Here is an 18,444-nt window from a genome sequence, read left to right as displayed (position 1 = left end):
TCCGAGCGGGATTGAAGACCTTTTACAACCACGGCGTATCCGAGCCGGAAATGCCGGACAGCCCCATTGCGAGGAACCATGCCGCGAGATATGGAATTCTCGGTGCCCTTCCCGGTCCGGGTGAACCCGCACCTGGCGGCGGCACGTGAGTGCAACCTGGACTGGGCCCGCAACCGGGGAGCGGTAACCGGCGACGAGGCGGCCGGACGGTACCTGTCCTCGCACGTGGCGGACCTCGCCGCCTACTTCTACCCCGACATCGGGGCCGAAGACCTCCATCTCACCTACGACCTGATGGGCTGGCCGCATGCGCGAGCAGAACCTCCCAAGAACGCAGGCCATCACCCAGATCATCCAAGAGGCGGACACCGCCGTACAGCGCTTCCTCCACCACGACCGCCAGATCCCGGCCCTGTGTAGCAGCCTGGACCTCACGGCATCCGAACGCACCGCTGTCCACGCGTACACAGACGTGATGCGCACCATGATCCGCGGAAATTGCGATTGGCATCGCACTGCCGGACGGTATTCCCCCCAGGCCCGACCTCTCATCACGCCCACCGCGCAGAGCCGAGGCGGCGCCCTGTAGCACCGCCTGGTGGATCTGTTCGGTGATGGTCATGCCGACCGAGAGCCGGACACCGGGGGCCGCGTGCGGTCAGCACGGCGGCGAGTGACTTGCCGCATCGTGGGACCGCACTGCTTGTGGGGGGTGAAGCCGAGGACTCCGGCCGGGGTGGTGAGCTGGTGTGCCAGGGCGCCGGCGAAGGTGAGCTGGGTGTGCGGGCCGGCGACGTCGCCGTACTCGCGCAGGCTCGGGCGCGGAGCCGGACCGGTGGCCAGGTTACTCCGGCTCATGATGACCCCCCGCCTCGCGGGGCCTACCGCTCCGCCTGGATGCGGAGCGCAGCGGCGAGGATGCTTGCTACCATCCAACAGTTACTTAGAGCTACTAGATAATCACTAGGAGTGGCATGGGGTACGGATTTCCGACAGCTAAGTTCTTCCGCATCATCAACAGGCAGACCGGGGTGTGCCTGTCCGCCGCGTCCGGGGGCACCACCTACGTGGATGCCAGTCACATGGCAGGAGGAGGCTCCTACAGCCACACGAATGACCAGCACCTGGCCGTCGGCCCCGTGAAGAACACGAGGGGTGAGGTCTGGTTCTTCGACGACAGGGAGAGACGCTCGTTCGATGAAGCCTGGTGTCTGGTCAACGCCAACAGGGACATCCGCTCCGCGTACACCCTCCACGCCGGGCCCAGGAACGAGAGCACCATCACGTACGGTCCGGACGACCTGGGCCTGATCGGCTGGGGCCAGAAGGGTCAGACCCAATGGGAGGCCGGCGACGGAAGGATCTGGCCGGCACCACGCAGCGACAAATTCGTCACCGTGCTCTGGGACGGTCACAAGCACCGGGTCGGCCTGGCAGACCGCGCCGGCGAGAACCAGTTCTGGACCTTTCAAACAGTGGAGCTTCCAGGCGAAGCCGTCCCCACCGAGAGGCTGGGAATCTACGATCAAGGCCCCCCTGGCAGGGACCCGTTGAAGTGGCGGACGCGTATGTAGACGATCTCCGACAGCGCTTGGCAGGCATGTGACCGGTAGGTCGGCACGACAAAGCTGATCAACTGGCGCGCCCAGTGGTCACCCCATGCCCCTAGGGTCTCGTTCGGATCAGCAGGCAGACCAGAGGAAGATCCCCGCGATGTGAAGACCGGCTTCTCAAGGGCCGGGCGGTTTGCGGGGGACGGCGGCTGCCCGCGTTGGTTCCGAACCATCTGTGGTGATCAGCCGGCTGTTCTCGACCATCAGCCGCTGGTTGACGTTGCGGAGTGCCTGCGGGGCGGTCTCTGCTTGGCGACGGGCCGCGAGTGCTGCGTCTCGTTGCTCGCGCAGTTCCTGAATCTCCCTGTCGCGCAGCGGGCGGACTTCCAGGCCGTCGCGGAGGCGGGGCGCCCAGTTCGTGGGCGCGTAGCGTGCGCAGCTCGTTCTGGACGTCGCGAAGGGTCAGTTGCAGGGCGGCGTTCTGTTCAAGGAGCATGCGGTTCTCGATTTCGAGGGCCGCCTCCTTGCGGGCGGTCGCTGCTGCCGCCGCCCGCGGCCCGTCTTGGGCGAGGTGGGCGCGGACGGCCTCGGCTTCCGCTTTGAGGTCCCGGTGACGCTGAAGGTACTGCGGGTTGACGGCGGCCCGCTGGGTGATCTCCGCGTCGGAGAGGGCCTGGCGGCTCTTGCGCATCGCGGCCAGCACGTTAAGGACCCGCTGTCGGCACTGTTCGCTGTCGGCACGGCGCCGTCGAACCGCGGCCGCCCTGCCGGCATCGAGGACCTCGACCCGGCTGGCGGGGATCGGCGCCCGACCTGGCTGCGTGCGCGGGGCGGCCAGGCGCGTCATCCCGTCGTCGATTCGGTGAGGATCGGGTCGACGGATGGCTCGTCCAGACGCTGCCGTCCGGCCAGAACCGCCGCTACTGGGATGACGGCGAGGAACCGGTCCCTGGTGTGGAGCCAGGACTCCACCGTGGCCCGTTCCTCGTGAGTCAGGGAGCCGATGTCGGCCTCGCATTTGCCCACGAGTTCGTCGATCTGCTGGATCTCCCGGCGCAGCGGCTCCAGGTTCGCCGCGCTCAAGGGCCCTGCGGTGAGCACGCTGCCGCAGGCGCTCTCCAGCGCGGCGAGCTGCTCCGCCTTCCCGGCGCGCAGTTGGCGTAGCTCGGGCAGGTGGGTGAAGTCGGTGGTGTAGAAGGTGCAGGAGAAGCAACGGTTGTAGATCGGGCAGCCGTGCCCGTCGACGCGGACGTTGTTCATCTCGTGGCAGCGTCCCGCGGGGACGGGTACCGAGCCGACGCCCGCGCGGATCCGGTCGGCCATATCGTCGTCGGGGGCGTGGGCGCGGATCCGGCCGCCGGTGAGGTCGAACTGAAACTTGGCGGCGATGGCGCGCACCGCTTCCACTCGCCTGGGGTGTGAGGGCCGGTAGTAGACCTGGGTGGTGGAGGGGCCCTGGTGGGCCTCGACAACCGTCAAGGTGGGCCCGGCAAGAACCGTCCAGTAGGCCAGCGTGTCAGTCACCTCGACCCGAAGGCTCTCGGCGGCTCGCCTGTCCACAGAGAACATAGACGGAAGGTAGCAGCTCAATCACTCAACGGATTAACCAGAGTTGGGGCCCGCGTGAGTGCATCAACGAGCGGAAGGATGATTCGCCTCACTGGGCCGCCTGTTGGCGAACGGTACGAGTCAGTCGATGCTCAGGCGGGGTTCGCAGAAGGAACCGGTGACGGGAACGTCGTGGCACACCTCTTGCCCCGGACCCGTGTGCCGGGCTCACAATGATCCCGGCGAACGGGGCCGGCCCACCATCCGCATCGGGGCCGGCCCTGTCCGTCCGGCGCCGGCGTCGTACGCCCTCAAGGCAGGCACCGCAGTACGGCGGCGGCGGCCAGGGCCAGGGCCGTGAACGAGACCGCCGCGGTGACGCACCGCACGCGCAGCAGACGGTAACGCTCCTCGTACTCCTGGCGGATGACGGTGATGCGCTGGGCGATGCGCCGCAGATCGTCCCGGGCCCGGGTCAGGCAGTCGCCGGTGTACCGGTCCTCGATCTCGGCCCGCTGCCCCTCGGTCAGCCAGTCCAGGGGGGCGACGAAGGCGCGGGCGCGGTCCTCCGCCTCGGCCACCCGCGCCTGCCACAGCAGATACCCCTCGACCTGGTTGACGAGGCCGGGCCCGTCGTCGCGCGCCGGGCCCGGCCTCGTGTCCCCCTCCGTGCTCCGCTCAGACACGGGGGCGGCCGGTCTCGGGCTCGATCTCCTGCGCGGCGATGTCGCGGTGGTGCAGGTCGAAGGCGGGGGACTCGGAGCGGATCAGCGGCAGACATTCGAAGTTGTGCCGCGGCGGCGGGCAGGAGGTCGCCCACTCCAGCGAACGACCGAACCCCCACGGGTCGGGCACGCCCACCGGCCTGCCGTACTGGGCCGTGCGCCAGACGTTGTAGAGGAACGGCAGCATCGACGCGCCGAGCAGGAACGAACCGATGGTGGAGATGGTGTTGAGCCAGGTGAAGCCGTCGGCCGCGAGGTAGTCGGCGTACCGGCGCGGCATGCCCTCCACGCCCAGCCAGTGCTGGATCAGGAACGTGGTGTGGAAGCCCACGAACAGCATCCAGAACGACATCTTCCCCAGCCGCTCGTCGAGCATCTTGCCGGTGAACTTGGGCCACCAGAAGTGGAATCCGGCGAACATCGCGAAGACGACGGTGCCGAAGACGACGTAATGGAAGTGCGCGACGACGAAGTAGGAGTCCGACACCTCGAAGTCCAGCGGGGGAGAGGCGAGGAGGACCCCGGTCAGGCCGCCGAAGAGGAAGGTGACGAGGAAGCCCGTCACCCACAGCATCGGTGTCTCGAAGGTCAGGGAGCCCTTCCACATCGTGCCGAGCCAGTTGAAGAACTTCACCCCGGTCGGCACCGCGATCAGGAAGCTCATGAACGAGAAGAACGGCAGGAGCACCCCGCCGGTGACGAACATGTGGTGCGCCCACACGCTGACCGACAGTCCGGTGATCGAGATGGTGGCGCCCACCAGGCCCATGTAACCGAAGATCGGTTTGCGGGCGAACACCGGGATCACCTCCGTCACGATGCCGAAGAACGGCAGCGCGATGATGTACACCTCCGGATGCCCGAAGAACCAGAACAGGTGCTGCCACAGCAGGGGCCCTCCGTTGGCGCCCTCGAAGACGTGCGCGCCGAACCGGCGGTCGGCCTCCAGGGTGAGCAGCGCGGCGGCCAGCACAGGGAAGGCGAGGAGCACCAGCACACTCGTCAGCAGCACGTTCCAGGTGAAGATGGGCAGCCGGAACATCGTCATGCCGGGGGCCCGCAGGCAGGTGATCGTGGTGATGAAGTTGACCGCGCCGAGGATGGTGCCGAAGCCCGACAGACCGAGCCCCATGATCCACATGTCGTGGCCGACGCCGGGCGAGTGGACCATGTCGTTCAGCGGGCTGTAGGCGAACCAGCCGAACGAGGCGGCCCCGTCGGGGGTGAAGAAGCCGCCGACCGCGATGAGCGAACCGAACAGGTAGAACCAGTAGGCCAACATGTTCAGCCGGGGGAACGCCACGTCGGGCGCGCCGATCTGCAGCGGCATGATCCAGTTGGTGAACCCGGCGAACAGCGGGGTCGCGAACATCAGCAGCATCACGGTGCCGTGCATCGTGAACGCCTGGTTGTACTGCTCGTTGGAGAGGAACTGAAGCCCGGGGCGCGCCAGTTCGACGCGGATGAACAGCGCCATCACTCCGCCGAGCAGGAAGAAGACGAACGAGGAGATCAGGTAGAGGGAACCGATGGTCTTGTGATCGGTCGTCGTCAGCCACTTCACCACCACGGCGCCGGGACGCGGACGGGGAGCGGCGGACTCGCCCGGGACGGTTGTGCCCTGCCCGGCTTCTGCGGTGTGTGTCATCGGCTGCTTGCTCTCGTGGGACGCCAGGAGACCTGCGCAGGCGCACCGGGACGGGGCCCCGGACGCCACCTCCGCATCTTCCTGCGCGTTCCGTGGGCGCCGGGGTCCCATTGCTCCCAATGGATGCCCCGGCGCCGGAAAACCACCCGAAAGGCCCAGTAATACGGGCCCCGGCCGAGTCGCCCCTAGGACTCGTCCGTGGCGCGGGACAGCCGCAGCGCCAGGTCCTGCAGCAGCGACGCCGTCGTGACGTCCGTCCGGCCCGCGTCGTGGACGTCCGCCAGTTCGGAGAACAGGAAGGCGAACGCCCCGACCAAGGAGATGGCCGCCGGCAGGTACGCGTCCGCGACCGCCTGCCCGGCCTCCGTGGGCCCCGCGTCCGCGGGGACCTCCACCGTCGGGAAGACCTCCGTCACCAGCGAGCCGAGCTGGCTCTCCGCCGGGTCCAGCTCCGCGTCCTGGTCCTGGGCGATCCGGCGTGTCAGGGCGTTCGTCTCGGTCAGGACGCCGATGGCCCGCAGGATGATCTCCGTCTGCTTCATGGGGGAAGCGTAGGGGCAGGAAGCCGTACGGGGGACGGGGCCTCGTACCCTGGAGGCAGTGAAGTCGACATGTCGATTTCACTGCCTCTGCCGCACCCCCCAGCCGGTCCCGGAGCGTGACGATGAGTACCCCCGTACCCCGGCCGTCCGCCGGGGACCCCGACGCGCTGTTCGGCCTCGACGAGCTTCCGGGGCCCCCGGCGGCCTCGGAGACCCCGGCGGGCGGCGCCCCCTTCCGTGACTCGCCAGAGGCCCGGCGCATGCTCGCCGTCCGGGAGATCCACGCCGAGCCCGCCGCGGCCGCCTCCCCGCGCGGCCGGCAGATCCTGGCCCGCTTCCCCGACGCCCGGGTGACGGAGGTCGACTCGCACTGGCGCATCCCGCACCTGCACGGCAACGAGGGCAACGTCGAACGGTGGGTGCGCGTCAAGCGCGAGACACTCGTCCTCGGCGTCCGCCGGAAGCCGGTGACGCGGCCCAACGGCCGCTCGGCCGACTGGATCGCCCCCGGCCCGTCCAACGGCTGCGCCATGTCCTGCGCCTACTGCTACGTGCCGCGCCGCAAGGGCTACGCCAACCCCATCACCGTCTTCACCGACATCGAGCGGACCATCGCCCACCTCGGCCGCCACATCGCCGCGCAGGGACGCAAGACGGAGCCGAACCAGTGCGACCCCGAGGCGTGGGTGTACGACATCGGGGAGAACGGCGACTGCTCGGTCGACGCCCTCGTCTGCGACAACACCGCCGACCTGGTGCGTGCCTTCCGCCGCTGGCCCACCGCCAAGGCGTCCTTCGCCACCAAGTTCGTCAACCCCGACCTGCTGGCGCTGGACCCGCGCGGGCGGACCCGGATCCGCTTCTCGGTGATGCCGCCGGACGACTCCCGGGTGCTCGACGTGCGCACCAGCCCGGTCGCCCGGCGGATCGCCGCCGCCGGCGACTTCCTCGACGCCGGGTACGAGGTCCACTTCAACCTCTCGCCCGTGGTGATCCGGCCCGGCTGGCGGCAGGCCTGGGCGGAACTGCTGACGCACATGGACGACGTCCTGCCGGCCCGGGTCAAGGCGCAGGCCCGCGCCGAGGTCATCATGCTCACCCACAACGCGCCCCTGCACGAGGTCAACCTCGGCTGGCACCCGCGCGCCGAGGAACTGCTGTGGACCCCCGGGATCCAGCAGCCCAAGCGCTCCCAGAACGGCGACACCAACGTGCGGTACCGCAACGGCGTGAAGCGGGAGGCGGTGGACACCCTGCGCTCACTCGTCGCCCGCCACGCGCCCTGGTTGGACATCCGCTACGCGTTCTGAGCGGCGGGCGGGAGGGGCGCGGGACGCGTCCGTCGTCCGTCAGGCAGTACGGTGCCCCGTTCCGGCGAGGTGGCCGCCGCGCCCGGTCACGCCCCGGCGTCCGGCGGAACGATCCGCTCCGCGGTCGTCGGTTCCTTCTCCCGAGGGGAGAGCCGTCCGGTGAGCCGCGCCGCCCGCAGCGGTGCGCCCATCGAGCGCAGGGCCAGCAGCAGTACGCCGATGTCGTCCAGGTAGACCGGGTCCGGCAGCAGATCGGTCGGCAGGACCAGATAGAGCACGGCACCCCAGAACACCCACCGCGGCCCCGTCGGCAGCCCCGCCCGCCGCAGCTCGCGACGGGTCCGCACCAGCCGCAGCAGCAGTGCGACGGCGGCACCGAGAACGGCCGCGCAGACGAGCGCGACCACGATGATCAGCGTCCAGGTGCTGGTATCCATGCCACTTCCCGGTGCTCTCGCGTTCCCGACGGTTCCGCGGCCGTCCGTACGGCCCGCTCTCCCCGCACTTTCCCCGCCGGGCGCCGGTTACCGCCCCGGACGGACAGGAAGGGCCCGTAAGGGTCGGGAGCCGGGGGCCGGGAACGGCCCGGAAGGGTCAGCCGACGTCTGCCGGCAGGTGGATGTCGAGCACGCAGACGTCGTCGCGCAGTTCACCTTCGAGCATCGTGTCCAGCAGCGGCCGCAGCGGGCCCGGACCCTCCGCGTGCAGGGCGGCGGCCGCCCGGGCGAGCCGGCCGAAGCCGACGTCCAGCCCCTCCATGGGCCGTTCGACCAGGCCGTCGGTGTAGAACAGCAGATGGTCGCCGGGCTCCAGGTGGAACTCGGCCTCGGCGAAGGACGGATCGTGCCGCGCCCCGAGCAGCACGCCCGCCGGCCGGTCGAGATATCCGGCCTCGCCCCGGCGCAGCAGCAGCGGCGGCGGATGGCCCGCCTGCGCCCAGACCAGCCGGTGCCGGCCGGGCTCGTAGCGCGCCAGCACCAGCGTCGCCGTGGTCTTGGCGTCGTGGGTGTGCAGCAGCAGCGCGTTGAGCCGGACCAGCGCGCCGGTCAGTGTCGAACCGGTGATGATCATGCCCTTGGCGGTGAACCGGAGCTGGGCCATGGTGGCGACCGCGTCTATGCCGTGCCCGGCGACGTCGCCGACCACGAACAGGGCGGAACCGTCGGGCAGCTCGATGGCGCTGAACCAGTCGCCGCCGACATGGATGCCGGACTGGGCCGGCCGGTAGGCCACGTCGACCCGCAGCCCGGCGAGGGCCAGTGGGCGCCGCGGCAGCGGCAGCAGCGTGTGCTGCAGCCGGTCGGCGAGCGTGCGCTCGGCCAGCAGCGCGCCGTGCTGGGTCAGCATCGCGCGCTCGCTCTCCACCAGGGCGAGTTCGGCACTGCGCTGCGCGGTGTGGTCCTGCAGGAAGCCGTGGGCCTCCAGCGGCACGCCGTCGGCGCCGGTCACCGGCTCGACGACGAGCCGCAGGTGCCGCATGCCCCGGACCGTCCGGACGCGGAACGGGATGTCGAGCGGACGGCCCTTCGTCAGCAGCTCGTCCACCCCGCGCCGCAGGGCGGGCGCGTCGTCGGGCGCGATGTGCTCCGGGAGGTCGGTGAGCGAGAGGGGGCCGCGGGCCGGATCGCGGGCGAGGATGGCGTACACCTGGGGGGACCAGGTGGCCCGCCCGCCGACCAGGTCCCAGTCGGCCCAGCCGAGGTTGCCCAGCCGCTGCAGTTCCGCCAGGCGCTGCTCCTCACGGTCCGGGGAGTCGTGCCGGATCCAGGTGACCACGAGCGCCGCGCCGAACCGGACGGCCCGCACCGAGAACCTCGAGTTCCGCGGGACGCCTTCCACGACCTCCCGGTACACGAAGGGCTCGCTGTCGTACGGCTCCCCGGTGGCGAGCGTCCGGAGGTACCCCTCCCACAGCGGCCGGTCGGCGAGGCCGGGGTAGCACTCCAGGAGCCGCAGCCCGATCAGGGCCCGCCCGCGACGCCCGGCGACGTCGACGGAGCGCGGGGCCGCCGCGTCGATACGGAAGTCCTCCACCCGGCCCGGGGCCGAGTACAGGGGGAGGAGGAGGACGGCCGGGCCGGGCAGCGCGTCGAACACCGTCTGCACGGTGTCCCGCACCCGGTCGTCCGCGTGGTCCGGCACGGTGAGGAGGTCGCGCAGCCGGTCGGCGCAGAGCAGGGCCGTCGCCCGCAGCAGTGCCTTCGCGGCGGGCGTGAACGCGGACGGCGTGGTCCGCAGTATTCCCAGGGAGGCGGTGGCCCCGCCCTCGGTGAGCACCGGCAGCCAGGCCCGGGTGGGCCAGTGTTCCGGGGTGCCGATCAGCGACCAGGCCTTCTCCTCCTCGGAGCCGTCCAGCCAGTAGGGCCGCCGCGCGTGTATCGCTTCCAGGGCCGCGATGCCGCTGAGTGGTGGCACGTGCCGCCACTGGGCGACGACGGGGTCGGCGACGCCCGCGTGCCCGGCCAGCCGCAGCCCGCCCGCGGGCAGCCCGGCGTACAGCAGCACGCCGTCCGCCGCCACGGCGTCGGACAGGTGTTCCCGCAGGCGGTGGGCCAGCTCCTCCGGGCCGGACACCTCGGCCAGGGAATCGGCGATGCGCGCGAGGACGGCGGCGGCGGCCGGGTCGGTGGTGCCGTCGGAGCCGGTGCCGACAAAGGGCTCGGCGTCCGCGGTCGCGGCCGGGGTGCCGGTCCCGTCGGCGCCCGGGGCGCCTTCGGCGGATGAGAGGGGGAAGTGCGTGGCCCTGCCGGGCGCGGCCGGTTCCGGGAGCGGGCAGGGCGCGGCCTGCGCGGGAACGGGCCCGCCGCCGGTCGTGCCACCGAGCGTGATCCGGCACTCGTCGGCGAGCGTGCGGCCGGCGGCCGCGGCGCGGCGGAGCAGTTCCGCGTGGGCGGCCTCCGCGGAACACCCGGTGAGGGCCATCACCGCGCCCTTGGCACGCTCGAGAACGGCAGCCGCGGCCGTGGTGGCGCGCAGCCGTTCCAGTTCGGCCCGCTGCACGGCCACCGCTCCGGCCAGGGCGACCACACCGGGTTCGGCGCTCGCCTGCTCGGGGTGCGCGGACTCGCTCGTCACCAGACGAGCATGTCACACCCGGGACGGTCCGATCACGGCCCTGCGCTCGGGTTCTCCGCGCAGCGGATCACTGCCGACGTCGGTGCCGGCACCGGGGCCGACGGACGGCGGGCGAGCGGCGACGGATCAGCGGGAACCGCCGGCGGCGTCGGCGAGGGCCAGACTGACCGCGCGGACGCTGCGGGCGATGTGCTGCAGCTGCAGTACCTCGGCGGCGTACAGCTTGATCGTGTGTTCGATCACCGATTCCGGCAGGCCCAGCGCCGGCAGCTCCGCCCGGGCGGTCTGCAGTGCGGTGCGCGCCACCCGTATCTCGTGCCGCACCTGGATCTGCGCATGGCGGGCCAGCAGCACCGGATGCCGGAGCAGCGCGGGGTAGCTGCCGTAGCGGGCGGGGACCAGCTCCCGCAGCCACTTGACCGCCGAGCGCTCCCAGTCGTAGCTGCCCGGGGTCTTCACCTGGCACGGCCAGTCGGTGCTGATCGGCGAGTAGGTCGTCAGGGCCATGGGGAGGAGTATTTATATATACCGACGGTTATGCAAGAACATGAAAAAATTCACCGCGTCGGATACCCGGCGCCCAGTGCTCGGACGATCGGAGCCGTGGGGGAGCGTCGGCGCGGCGGTCCTCAGTCCCGCAGGAAGAAGTGGTGCTCCTCCGCGATCCGCTCGTACTCCTCCAGACGGGCCTGTGTCCGTTCGGGATCGGCGTCCGTCATCGCCTGCAGCAGCGCCGCCGCCACCATCCCCGGCGCGGCGTAGGAGTCGAACACCAGTCGTGAGCCGGTGCCGGTGGCGAAGACCTCCTCGGCCTCCTCGGCCAGCGGCCCGAGCGCCAGGTCGGTCACCAGCGCCACCCGCAGCCCCGCGCCGCGCGCGACCCGCAGCGCGGTGAGCGTCTCCCGCGCGTGCCGGGGCAGCGAGAAGGCCAGCAGCCAGGTGCCGCCCGCCTCCCGCGACTGCAGCAGGGCGTCGTAGGCGACGCTGCCGCCCCGGGTCACCAGCCGGACGTCGGGGTGGATGCGCCGGGCGGCGTAGGCGAAGTACTCCGCGAGCGACACGGAGATCCGCAGGCCCAGCACGGTCAGCGGGGCCGACCGCGACAGCGCCCGGCCGACCTCGATCACCCGGCCGGGGTCCGTGAGGTCCCGGCGCAGGTTCTCCAGGTTCTCGATCTCGGCGTCGACCGCCGCCTGGAGTTCGTTGCCACGCTGTTCGGCGGGGGCGCTCGGGGTGCCGTTGCCGAGGGAACCGAGCGCGAGGGACTGCAGCCGCTCGCGCAGCGCCGGATACCCGCTGAAGCCGACCGCCCCCGCGAACCGGGTCACCGAGGGCTGGCTCACCCCGACCCGCTCGGCGAGATCGGTGATGGACAGGAAGGCCGCCTCCGTGAGGTGCTCGATCAGGTACTGCGCGATCCGCCGGTGCGCCGGCGACAGCCCCGGCCCCTCGAACAGTTCCCGCAGCCGCGAGGTCGGGGAGGCGTCCTCGGCCGGTGCCGGGCTGCCCGCAGTGATCGCGGATGCCTGAGCGCGAGCCTGCTGCGGCGATGGCACCGGTGCGCCTCCTTCACGTCCCACGGGTTCCCGTCCCACGGGCCCTCAACATAGTCCACCGCAGGTCCTGACCAGGGAGCTTGCGTCCACTTACCGTCCACATACCGGACAGGGTGAGCGACCGGCCGACGGCACGCGCGAGGCGTCGAACGCCGTCATCAGGGAACCCGCCGCAGCGAGGCAGAAAAACGTACGAGGAAACGTACGAGGACAACGTACGAGGACATACGCATACGAGGAGCTGTAGGCCATGACGGTCCCCGAGGAGAACCGGCCGAAGACCGACACCACCGACGAGGTGCTGGAGCGGGGGGAGCACGGCGCGCGCCGGCAGGAGCAGGAGGCGGCCGAGGGGCGCACCATGCGCGAAGCCCTGGAGGACGCCGACGTGCGTCCCGAGGACTTCGAGGCCGAGCGGTAGGGCGGGGTGCGAGCGGTGAGCGCACTTCCGCGACGACGCGGCACGGAGGGCGACGAGGCCGAGGAGGCCAGGGACCGCACGGCGGCCCCGGCCACCGGGACGACCGCACCACCCGCCGGGACGGCCGGGCCGACCGGCTGGGAGAGGGCCCTGGAACGGTTCCAGCGCAGGCTGCTGGGACACGTCTTCCCCAAGGAACCCGTCGAACTGCTCGACGCCCTGCGCCGCGAGTGCGACCGTCAAGTGGTCCGGTGCGGCAGGGACCGCGTCCTGGCGCCCAACGCCTACGCCGTCGAACTGGACCCCGGGGTCCACGAGGAACTCGCCGGTGTCGGCGACCGGGTGGGCATGCTGCTCACCGACCGGCTGGCACGCCACGGCGCACTCAACGGCTACGAGTGGGCGGGGCCGCTCACCGTGCACATCACGCGCGCACGGTGCGTTCCCAACGGCCGCTACCGGGTGGCCGGCCGGGTCATGCCGCACGTGAGGGCCGACGGGTTCGCCTCCGTCACCGAGTAGCACCCCGCCGCCCGGACCGGGCACCCGCGCCCGCACGCCCGCCCCGACAGCAGCCGGGGCATCCAGTACGCACGAGGGAGACGAACGACCAGTGAACGCCCCCGCCCAGTCCGCTCCGCACGTCCAGGTGGTCCTCAGTGACTGCTCGGCCACGGACGCCGGACATCTGTTCACCGAGCTGTGCCGGCACTTCGATTCCGACCGCGGTGCTGACGACACCCCGCCGCACGACACGGAGGGCTCCCGGCCCACCGTGTGGACCGGGACGTTCGACACGTCGGCCCCGGCCGGCGCTCCCGACGCCCCCCGCACGCCTCCGCTGTCGGGTTCCGTGAAGGCCGAGGTCCAGGGCGAACCGCAGGCGGTCTCCCGCTTGCGGGAAGCCCTGGCGGAGACCTTCGCGGTCGAGGAGGTGGGCCGCGTCTCCGGGGACCAGGAGGTCGAACTGGAACTGTGCCTGCGCAACCGGGCGGCCTGAGGCCACTCCCACCGTCGTCGGCCGCCGGTGTGCCCGGGGGTCCGCGGATCCCCGGTGTCGTACACCGAACCCGGGGCATGCGGACCTCGGGAGGTCGAGATGGATGTCAGCACGTTGACCGGTCGGGGAGGGCCCCGCACCGGTCGTGAGGCGACCGGTGCGGCGACGGAGGGCGCGGCACGGGCCGGACTGGGCGCACGCGGAGTGATCTATCTGCTCGTCGGCGTACTGGCCCTGCAGATCGCCTTCGGCGACGGCCACCGCCAGGCCGACCGGGGCGGGGCGCTCGCCGAGATAGCGGAGAAACCCTTCGGCTCGGTCGTCCTGTGGGCGCTGGCCGTCGGTCTTGTCGGCATGGCCCTGTGGCGCCTGTCCGAGGCGGTCCTCGGCGCGCCCGGCCCGGACGGCCGCAAGGCGCGCAAGCGCCTCGCCTCCGCCGGCCGTGCCGTCTTCTACGGTTTCGTCGCCTCCTCGGTGCTGCTCTTCGCGGCCGGCTCCCGCGGTGGCCGCGGCGGTGGTTCCGGCGACAAGCAGTCCAAGGACATGACGGCCGAGGTGCTGCGGATGCCGGGGGGCCAGTGGATCGTGGGCCTGGCCGGGGTCGGCATCGCCGCCGCCGGGGTCTGGATCGGCGTCCGCGCGGTGATGCGCAAGTATCACGACAAGCTGAAGCTCGGGCAGATGTCCCGGCGGACGCGGCGGGCGGTGGACGTCACCGGCGTCGGCGGCGGAGCGGCCCGCGGGCTCGTCTTCGCGGCCGCCGGCGTCTTCGCCGTACGGGCTGCCGTCGCCTACGAGCCGGACAAGGCGAAGGGGCTCGACGACACCCTGCGCTCGTTCGCCCACACTCCGGCCGGGCCGTGGCTCCTGGTGTGCGTGGCCGCGGGCTTCGTCCTGTTCGGTCTCTTCTCCTTCGCCATGGCCCGCTGGCGCAGGGTGTGAACGACGGGACGCCGCGCACGCCGTCCGCCGGGTGAACCGGCGGGCGGCATCGTCCGTCCGGCAGGGCGGTGCGACGGCGCCCCGGAGGGCGGTGCGAGACTGGCACCATGGATGAGCGCGAATTCCGCAGGTCGGGTCAGCACGCGTCGGTCGTCGGGCTGGGCACGTGGCAGCTGGGCGCCGACTGGGGGGACGTCGACGAGAAGGACGCCCACGAAGTGCTGGAGGCCGCCGCCGAGTCCGGCGTGACCTTCTTCGACACCGCCGACGTCTACGGCGACGGCCGCAGTGAACAGACGATCGCGGCGTTCCTGCTGGGGCGGCCCGATCTGCACGTGACGGTGGCCACCAAGATGGGCCGCCGGGTGGACCAGATCCCCGAGAACTACGTACTCGACAACTTCCGCGCCTGGAACGACCGTTCCCGCCGCAACCTCGGTGTCGACCGCGTCGACCTGGTGCAGCTCCACTGCCCGCCGACGCCCGTCTACTCCTCCGACGAGGTGTTCGACGCGCTGGACACCCTGGTCGACGAGGGCCGGATCGCCTCGTACGGCGTGAGCGTCGAGACCTGCGCGGAGGCACTGACGGCGATCGCCCGGCCGAACGTGGCGAGCGTGCAGATCATTCTCAACCCGTTCCGCATGAAGCCGCTGCGGGAGGTGCTGCCCGCGGCCCGGGAGGCCGGCGTCGGCATCATCGCCCGGGTGCCGCTCGCCTCCGGGCTGCTGTCGGGCCGGTACACGAAGGACACGGTCTTCGGCGAGAACGACCACCGGACGTTCAACCGGCACGGCGAGGCCTTCGACCAGGGTGAGACGTTCGCCGGCGTCGACTTCGGCACGGGCGTGGAGGCGGCGGCGGAGTTCGCGGCGCTGGCCCCCGAGGGATTCACCCCGGCGCAGACGGCGCTGGCGTGGATCATCCAGCAGCCCGGCGTGACGACGGTCATCCCCGGCGCCCGCTCGGCGGACCAGGCCCGGGCCAACGCGGCGGCCGGCCACCTCCCGGAGCTGTCCGAGGAGACGCTGCGGGCGATCGGCGATCTCTACGACCGGCGCATCAAGGCGCAGGTCGAGGGCCGCTGGTAGTACGCGTGCGGTTCCCCGCGTCCCCGCGGAGCGGGGCGTCGGGAACCCCTCCCGCGTTCCTGCGGGGCGTCGGGAGCCGTGCGTTCTCGCCGGCTCCCGGCCGGGGGGCGTGTCGGGATTCGGCAGCGCTGTCAGGCCGTCAGCGCGGTGCGGCGCGTCGTCACCGCGGCCACCGAGGGAACCCTCGGGGCAACCGGTACCGCCGGGGTCGCGGGCGCGGCGTACCGCCGGGGGCGCTCCACCGCCCGCACTGGGTACACCGTCCGCGCCCGGTCCGTCACAGGCTCGCCCAGGGCTATCCGCCCCGCCGCGAGCAGTTCCTCGCACTCCTCCGTCGGCAGCGCCACCTGACAGCCGCCCCGCCCCGCGGCGTCCGTGACGGCACGCCAGTACCCGTACCGTCGCCGCCCGTCCGCGTACACGGTGAGCATGACGGGGGCGCGCTGCGTCGCGATCAGACGCAGTACGTCGGTGTCGCGTGGGCTGATCGGTGGACGTGGGTCACGGACGACTCGGAGCATGATCACCATTCTGGCGGACGGCACTGACAACGGGGCCGCAAAGCCCCCCACGGAAGGGTGTACCGCTCCGCCTACCCCGCTCTCCACCTTTGACGCACGAATGTTCGTCACACCTTCGTGACAACGGGCAGAACCCGCACGGCGATTGACCTGGCGTCGGGTCCTCAGGCGTTGCCGATGACCTCGGAGAGGAAGTCGTCGACGCTCACCGTCTCGCTGCCCGGCGCGACCACCTCGTACGTCTCCTCCAGGAACGAGGCCACGGCCGGTGCCCAGGCGAGGATCACCGCGTGGTGCCGCCCCCCGTCGGGATGCGCGTCGCCGAAGAGTTCCAGACGCAACTCGTGCCACACCCCGGTGGACTGCGGACACAGCCGGACGTCCCCCTCACCCACCGGCCCGAGCAGTCCCTCGGCCAGCATCCGCCGGTCGAGTCTCCACTGGGCCAGCAGCCGGCCCTCGTGGCTGAACGAGGCGGTCACGGCGAAGGGGTCCGTGGCGTCGTACTCCAGATGGGTCAACACCGGGAACCGGCCGGACAAGCCCGACATGAGTTCCATGACCAGAGTCTTGTGCACCGACGAGATCATGAAGCGCTCCAGCGACGAAAGGCGGTAGAGACCCCTAGTACCCGCGATGGGCCGGAGATGCTCAACCAGACGAGTGATTCGGTGCGCGCGGTGTCCTCACTCGTCCCTCAGCCGTCGGGGAAGCGGAAGGTGCGCAGAATCCGGTCCAGCGTCCGCCTGTTGACGGAGTCGTCGTACGCCGTGCGCGGCGTCGTCCAGCGCAGCGAGTAGCCGGAGTGGCCGTCGACGCCGTCGGAGGCGTCGGGCTCGTCGAGGAGGAAACCGCGGCCGAAGGTGAGGGTGCGGGTGCCGCCGTCGATCGCCAGCCACCGGATGTCGGCGCCCGGGCGCCCCCGGTAGGTCACCGCCGTGACCGGGCCGAGCCGCCGGTAGCCGACGTACGAGCGGCGCAGGGCGGGCTCCAGGGCGGCCCAGTTCGCCGCCGGGTCCGCGTCGAGCCGCAGGCTGTGCGTGACCACCAGGGTGCGCGGGTCGCCGCTCGTGCCGAAGGTCACGCGGTACGAGCCGTCGACGCGCCGGTCCTCGGACACCCGCCGCCAACCCGTGGGCAGGTCGACGGAGAAACCCTCGGGCGCCCGCTGCCGCACGAAGCCCCCGGCCGCGTCGCCCGGCGGACGGGAGGGCGGGGCGGACATGGCGCCCGGGGCCGACGGCGCCGGCGAGGCGGACGGGGCCGACGGGGCGGGGAAGGGGGTGCGGGCCGCCTCTCCGCCCGGCATCACCGCCGCCGGGCGGGACACGGTGGGTGCGGTCCGCGGGACGACGGCGCCCTCGTCACCGGAGCCGCCCCGCGTGGCGTACACGGCGACCGAGGACGCGACCACGGCGAGCGCCGCCCCGAGCAGTGCGGGACGCCGTGGCGAGCGTCCGCCGCGGGCCCGCGGCACCCCGGACGGGAGACCCCGCTCACCGGGCCGCGGCCCCCATCCCTCCGGCACCTCCCCGGAGAACACCGAGTTCCCGAGCGAGGCCTCCCCGGGGTACGTGTCCGCCTCGGGGCCCGTCTCGGGGTCCGCGTGCAGAATCCGCGTCAGGTTCCTGCGGACGGCCTCCTCCGGCACCCGCTCCAACGGGCTGCGCCGCAGCAGTCCGGTGACGGCCGGGGCGAGCGGGCCGGCCTTCGCCGGGGGGCGCAGCGGCAGCCGTGCCACCCCGCGCAGGGTCGCCGCCGCCTCGCCGCGGTCATGGAACGGCGGGCGGCCCTCCACCATCGCGTAGAGCAACGCCCCGAGCGACCACAGGTCGGCCGACGGCCCCGCGCACTCCCCGCGCGTCTGCTCGGGCGCCGCGTACGAGGGCGCGGTGACCCGCCGGCCCGGTGCGGAGCCGAGGAGCCCGAAGCCGGTCAGCACCACCCCGCCGTCCGCGCGTACGAACACCTGCCCGGGACTGAGGTCCCCGTGGGTGATGCCCCGCCGGTGCGCGGCCCGCAGGACGTCGAGGAGCGCGAGCCCGATCCGGGCGGCACGCACGGGAGGCATCGGCCCCCGGCCGAGCAGCTGTGCGAGCGGCACGCCGTCGACGGGACGCAGCACTGTGAGCATCGTCCGCCGGACGTCCTCACCGGGCGTACCGGCGCCTTCCTCCCACCCCTCCTTCTCGACCTCGACGTTCTCCACGACGTCGAGGACGTGGGCGATCCGGCCGGGGCAGGCCTGTTCCATCTCCGCCGTCTCGCGCATCACCCGGTCCACCGTGCGCGGTGGCGTGTCGGCGCGCGGGTGCGCGGCCGGCCGGGACCGGACGAGGAGCACCTCCCCTCCGCTCCCGGTGTCCTCGCCGCGCACGACGAGGCGCCCCTCCTCGTGCTGGACGGTCTCGCCCGGCCGGTACCGCCCGGCGATCAACTCTCGTGCCGAGAACCGCTCGTGGCCCATCGCCATCCCTCACCGCACACCGGAGATCCGCGTCCCACGGTGGTA

20 protein-coding genes are annotated in these 18,444 nt (G+C 72.0%); 8 read left to right on the top strand and 12 right to left on the bottom strand.

All coding sequences use genetic code 11. The features are described 5' to 3' along the window. Positions 1 to 307 precede the first annotated feature (307 nt). Positions 308 to 589 (top strand): hypothetical protein, encoded by a 282-nt coding sequence (locus tag QFZ64_RS04335; protein WP_307062488.1) that lies wholly within the window; start codon positions 308 to 310, stop codon positions 587 to 589. A 29-nt stretch (positions 590 to 618) separates the two neighbouring features. Here QFZ64_RS04335 and QFZ64_RS04330 read toward each other — a convergent pair whose 3' ends face one another. After that, on the bottom strand, positions 619 to 858 hold the full coding sequence (locus tag QFZ64_RS04330; protein ID WP_307062486.1) for a hypothetical protein: 240 nt from the start codon (positions 856 to 858) through the stop codon (positions 619 to 621). A 116-nt stretch (positions 859 to 974) separates the two neighbouring features. Between QFZ64_RS04330 and QFZ64_RS04325 the strand changes: the two genes are divergently transcribed. Continuing rightward, positions 975 to 1,574, top strand: coding sequence for a hypothetical protein (locus QFZ64_RS04325; protein ID WP_307062484.1), 600 nt, complete (start codon positions 975 to 977; stop codon positions 1,572 to 1,574). 822 nt (positions 1,575 to 2,396) lie between these two features. Here QFZ64_RS04325 and QFZ64_RS04320 read toward each other — a convergent pair. From QFZ64_RS04320 to QFZ64_RS04305, 4 genes are all read right to left on the bottom strand, one after another. After that, positions 2,397 to 3,122 carry a hypothetical protein gene (locus QFZ64_RS04320; RefSeq protein ID WP_307062482.1) on the bottom strand — a complete coding sequence of 242 codons (726 nt, stop codon included), beginning with the start codon at positions 3,120 to 3,122 and terminating at the stop codon, positions 2,397 to 2,399. Positions 3,123 to 3,412: 290 nt separating this feature from the next. Next, a complete protein-coding gene (locus QFZ64_RS04315; protein WP_307062480.1) occupies positions 3,413 to 3,787 on the bottom strand; it encodes a cytochrome C oxidase subunit I in 375 nt (124 codons plus the stop codon). Beyond that, positions 3,780 to 5,474 (bottom strand): cytochrome c oxidase subunit I, encoded by a 1,695-nt coding sequence (ctaD, locus tag QFZ64_RS04310; RefSeq protein WP_307062478.1) that lies wholly within the window; start codon positions 5,472 to 5,474, stop codon positions 3,780 to 3,782. The genes QFZ64_RS04315 and ctaD overlap by 8 nt, the downstream gene beginning before the upstream one ends. A gap of 185 nt (positions 5,475 to 5,659) precedes the next feature. After that, positions 5,660 to 6,016 carry a hypothetical protein gene (locus QFZ64_RS04305; RefSeq protein ID WP_040895288.1) on the bottom strand — a complete coding sequence of 119 codons (357 nt, stop codon included), beginning with the start codon at positions 6,014 to 6,016 and terminating at the stop codon, positions 5,660 to 5,662. Positions 6,017 to 6,138: 122 nt separating this feature from the next. Here QFZ64_RS04305 and QFZ64_RS04300 point away from each other — a divergent pair, with 122 nt between their 5' ends. Continuing rightward, on the top strand, positions 6,139 to 7,326 hold the full coding sequence (locus QFZ64_RS04300; RefSeq protein ID WP_307062473.1) for a spore photoproduct lyase family protein: 1,188 nt from the start codon (positions 6,139 to 6,141) through the stop codon (positions 7,324 to 7,326). Positions 7,327 to 7,412: 86 nt separating this feature from the next. On the opposite strand, the gene QFZ64_RS04295 is transcribed toward QFZ64_RS04300, so the two are convergent. The 4 genes from QFZ64_RS04295 to QFZ64_RS04280 form a co-directional block, all read right to left on the bottom strand. Further along, entirely contained in the window at positions 7,413 to 7,763 is a 351-nt protein-coding gene (locus QFZ64_RS04295) for a DUF1232 domain-containing protein (RefSeq protein WP_307062471.1), read from the bottom strand. 157 nt (positions 7,764 to 7,920) lie between these two features. Continuing rightward, positions 7,921 to 10,401 carry a PP2C family protein-serine/threonine phosphatase gene (locus QFZ64_RS04290; protein ID WP_307062469.1) on the bottom strand — a complete coding sequence of 827 codons (2,481 nt, stop codon included), beginning with the start codon at positions 10,399 to 10,401 and terminating at the stop codon, positions 7,921 to 7,923. 126 nt (positions 10,402 to 10,527) lie between these two features. Further along, positions 10,528 to 10,908, bottom strand: a complete 381-nt coding sequence (locus tag QFZ64_RS04285) for a hypothetical protein (RefSeq protein WP_307062467.1) — start codon at positions 10,906 to 10,908, stop codon at positions 10,528 to 10,530. Between the two features lie 122 nt (positions 10,909 to 11,030). Next, positions 11,031 to 11,957, bottom strand: a complete 927-nt coding sequence (locus QFZ64_RS04280; protein WP_307062465.1) for a MurR/RpiR family transcriptional regulator — start codon at positions 11,955 to 11,957, stop codon at positions 11,031 to 11,033. A 250-nt stretch (positions 11,958 to 12,207) separates the two neighbouring features. On the opposite strand from QFZ64_RS04280, the gene QFZ64_RS04275 reads away from it, so the two are divergent. The 5 genes from QFZ64_RS04275 to QFZ64_RS04255 all read left to right on the top strand — a co-directional run bounded on the left by QFZ64_RS04275 (position 12,208) and on the right by QFZ64_RS04255 (position 15,411). Then, complete coding sequence (locus tag QFZ64_RS04275) at positions 12,208 to 12,378, top strand: hypothetical protein (RefSeq protein ID WP_307062462.1); 171 nt, start codon at positions 12,208 to 12,210, stop codon at positions 12,376 to 12,378. A 15-nt stretch (positions 12,379 to 12,393) separates the two neighbouring features. Beyond that, a complete protein-coding gene (locus QFZ64_RS04270; protein ID WP_373430545.1) occupies positions 12,394 to 12,900 on the top strand; it encodes a DUF3662 domain-containing protein in 507 nt (168 codons plus the stop codon). Positions 12,901 to 12,991: 91 nt separating this feature from the next. Further along, complete coding sequence (locus tag QFZ64_RS04265) at positions 12,992 to 13,378, top strand: hypothetical protein (RefSeq protein WP_307062460.1); 387 nt, start codon at positions 12,992 to 12,994, stop codon at positions 13,376 to 13,378. A 99-nt stretch (positions 13,379 to 13,477) separates the two neighbouring features. Continuing rightward, positions 13,478 to 14,320 carry a DUF1206 domain-containing protein gene (locus QFZ64_RS04260; RefSeq protein ID WP_307062458.1) on the top strand — a complete coding sequence of 281 codons (843 nt, stop codon included), beginning with the start codon at positions 13,478 to 13,480 and terminating at the stop codon, positions 14,318 to 14,320. A gap of 107 nt (positions 14,321 to 14,427) precedes the next feature. After that, complete coding sequence (locus QFZ64_RS04255; protein WP_307062456.1) at positions 14,428 to 15,411, top strand: aldo/keto reductase; 984 nt, start codon at positions 14,428 to 14,430, stop codon at positions 15,409 to 15,411. A 131-nt stretch (positions 15,412 to 15,542) separates the two neighbouring features. Here QFZ64_RS04255 and QFZ64_RS04250 read toward each other — a convergent pair whose 3' ends face one another. From QFZ64_RS04250 to QFZ64_RS04240, 3 genes are all read right to left on the bottom strand, one after another. Next, entirely contained in the window at positions 15,543 to 15,932 is a 390-nt protein-coding gene (locus QFZ64_RS04250) for a hypothetical protein (protein ID WP_307062454.1), read from the bottom strand. Between the two features lie 164 nt (positions 15,933 to 16,096). Next, positions 16,097 to 16,522, bottom strand: coding sequence for an SsgA family sporulation/cell division regulator (locus QFZ64_RS04245; protein ID WP_307062452.1), 426 nt, complete (start codon positions 16,520 to 16,522; stop codon positions 16,097 to 16,099). Positions 16,523 to 16,629: 107 nt separating this feature from the next. Further along, on the bottom strand, positions 16,630 to 18,399 hold the full coding sequence (locus QFZ64_RS04240) for a serine/threonine protein kinase (RefSeq protein ID WP_307062449.1): 1,770 nt from the start codon (positions 18,397 to 18,399) through the stop codon (positions 16,630 to 16,632). Between the last annotated feature and the right edge of the window lie 45 nt (positions 18,400 to 18,444).

This window comes from Streptomyces sp. B3I8 (assembly GCF_030816915.1).
GTDB lineage: Bacteria > Actinomycetota > Actinomycetes > Streptomycetales > Streptomycetaceae > Streptomyces.
Note: the sequence above shows the minus strand (reverse complement) of the source record. Positions and strands in the feature narration are given on the sequence as shown.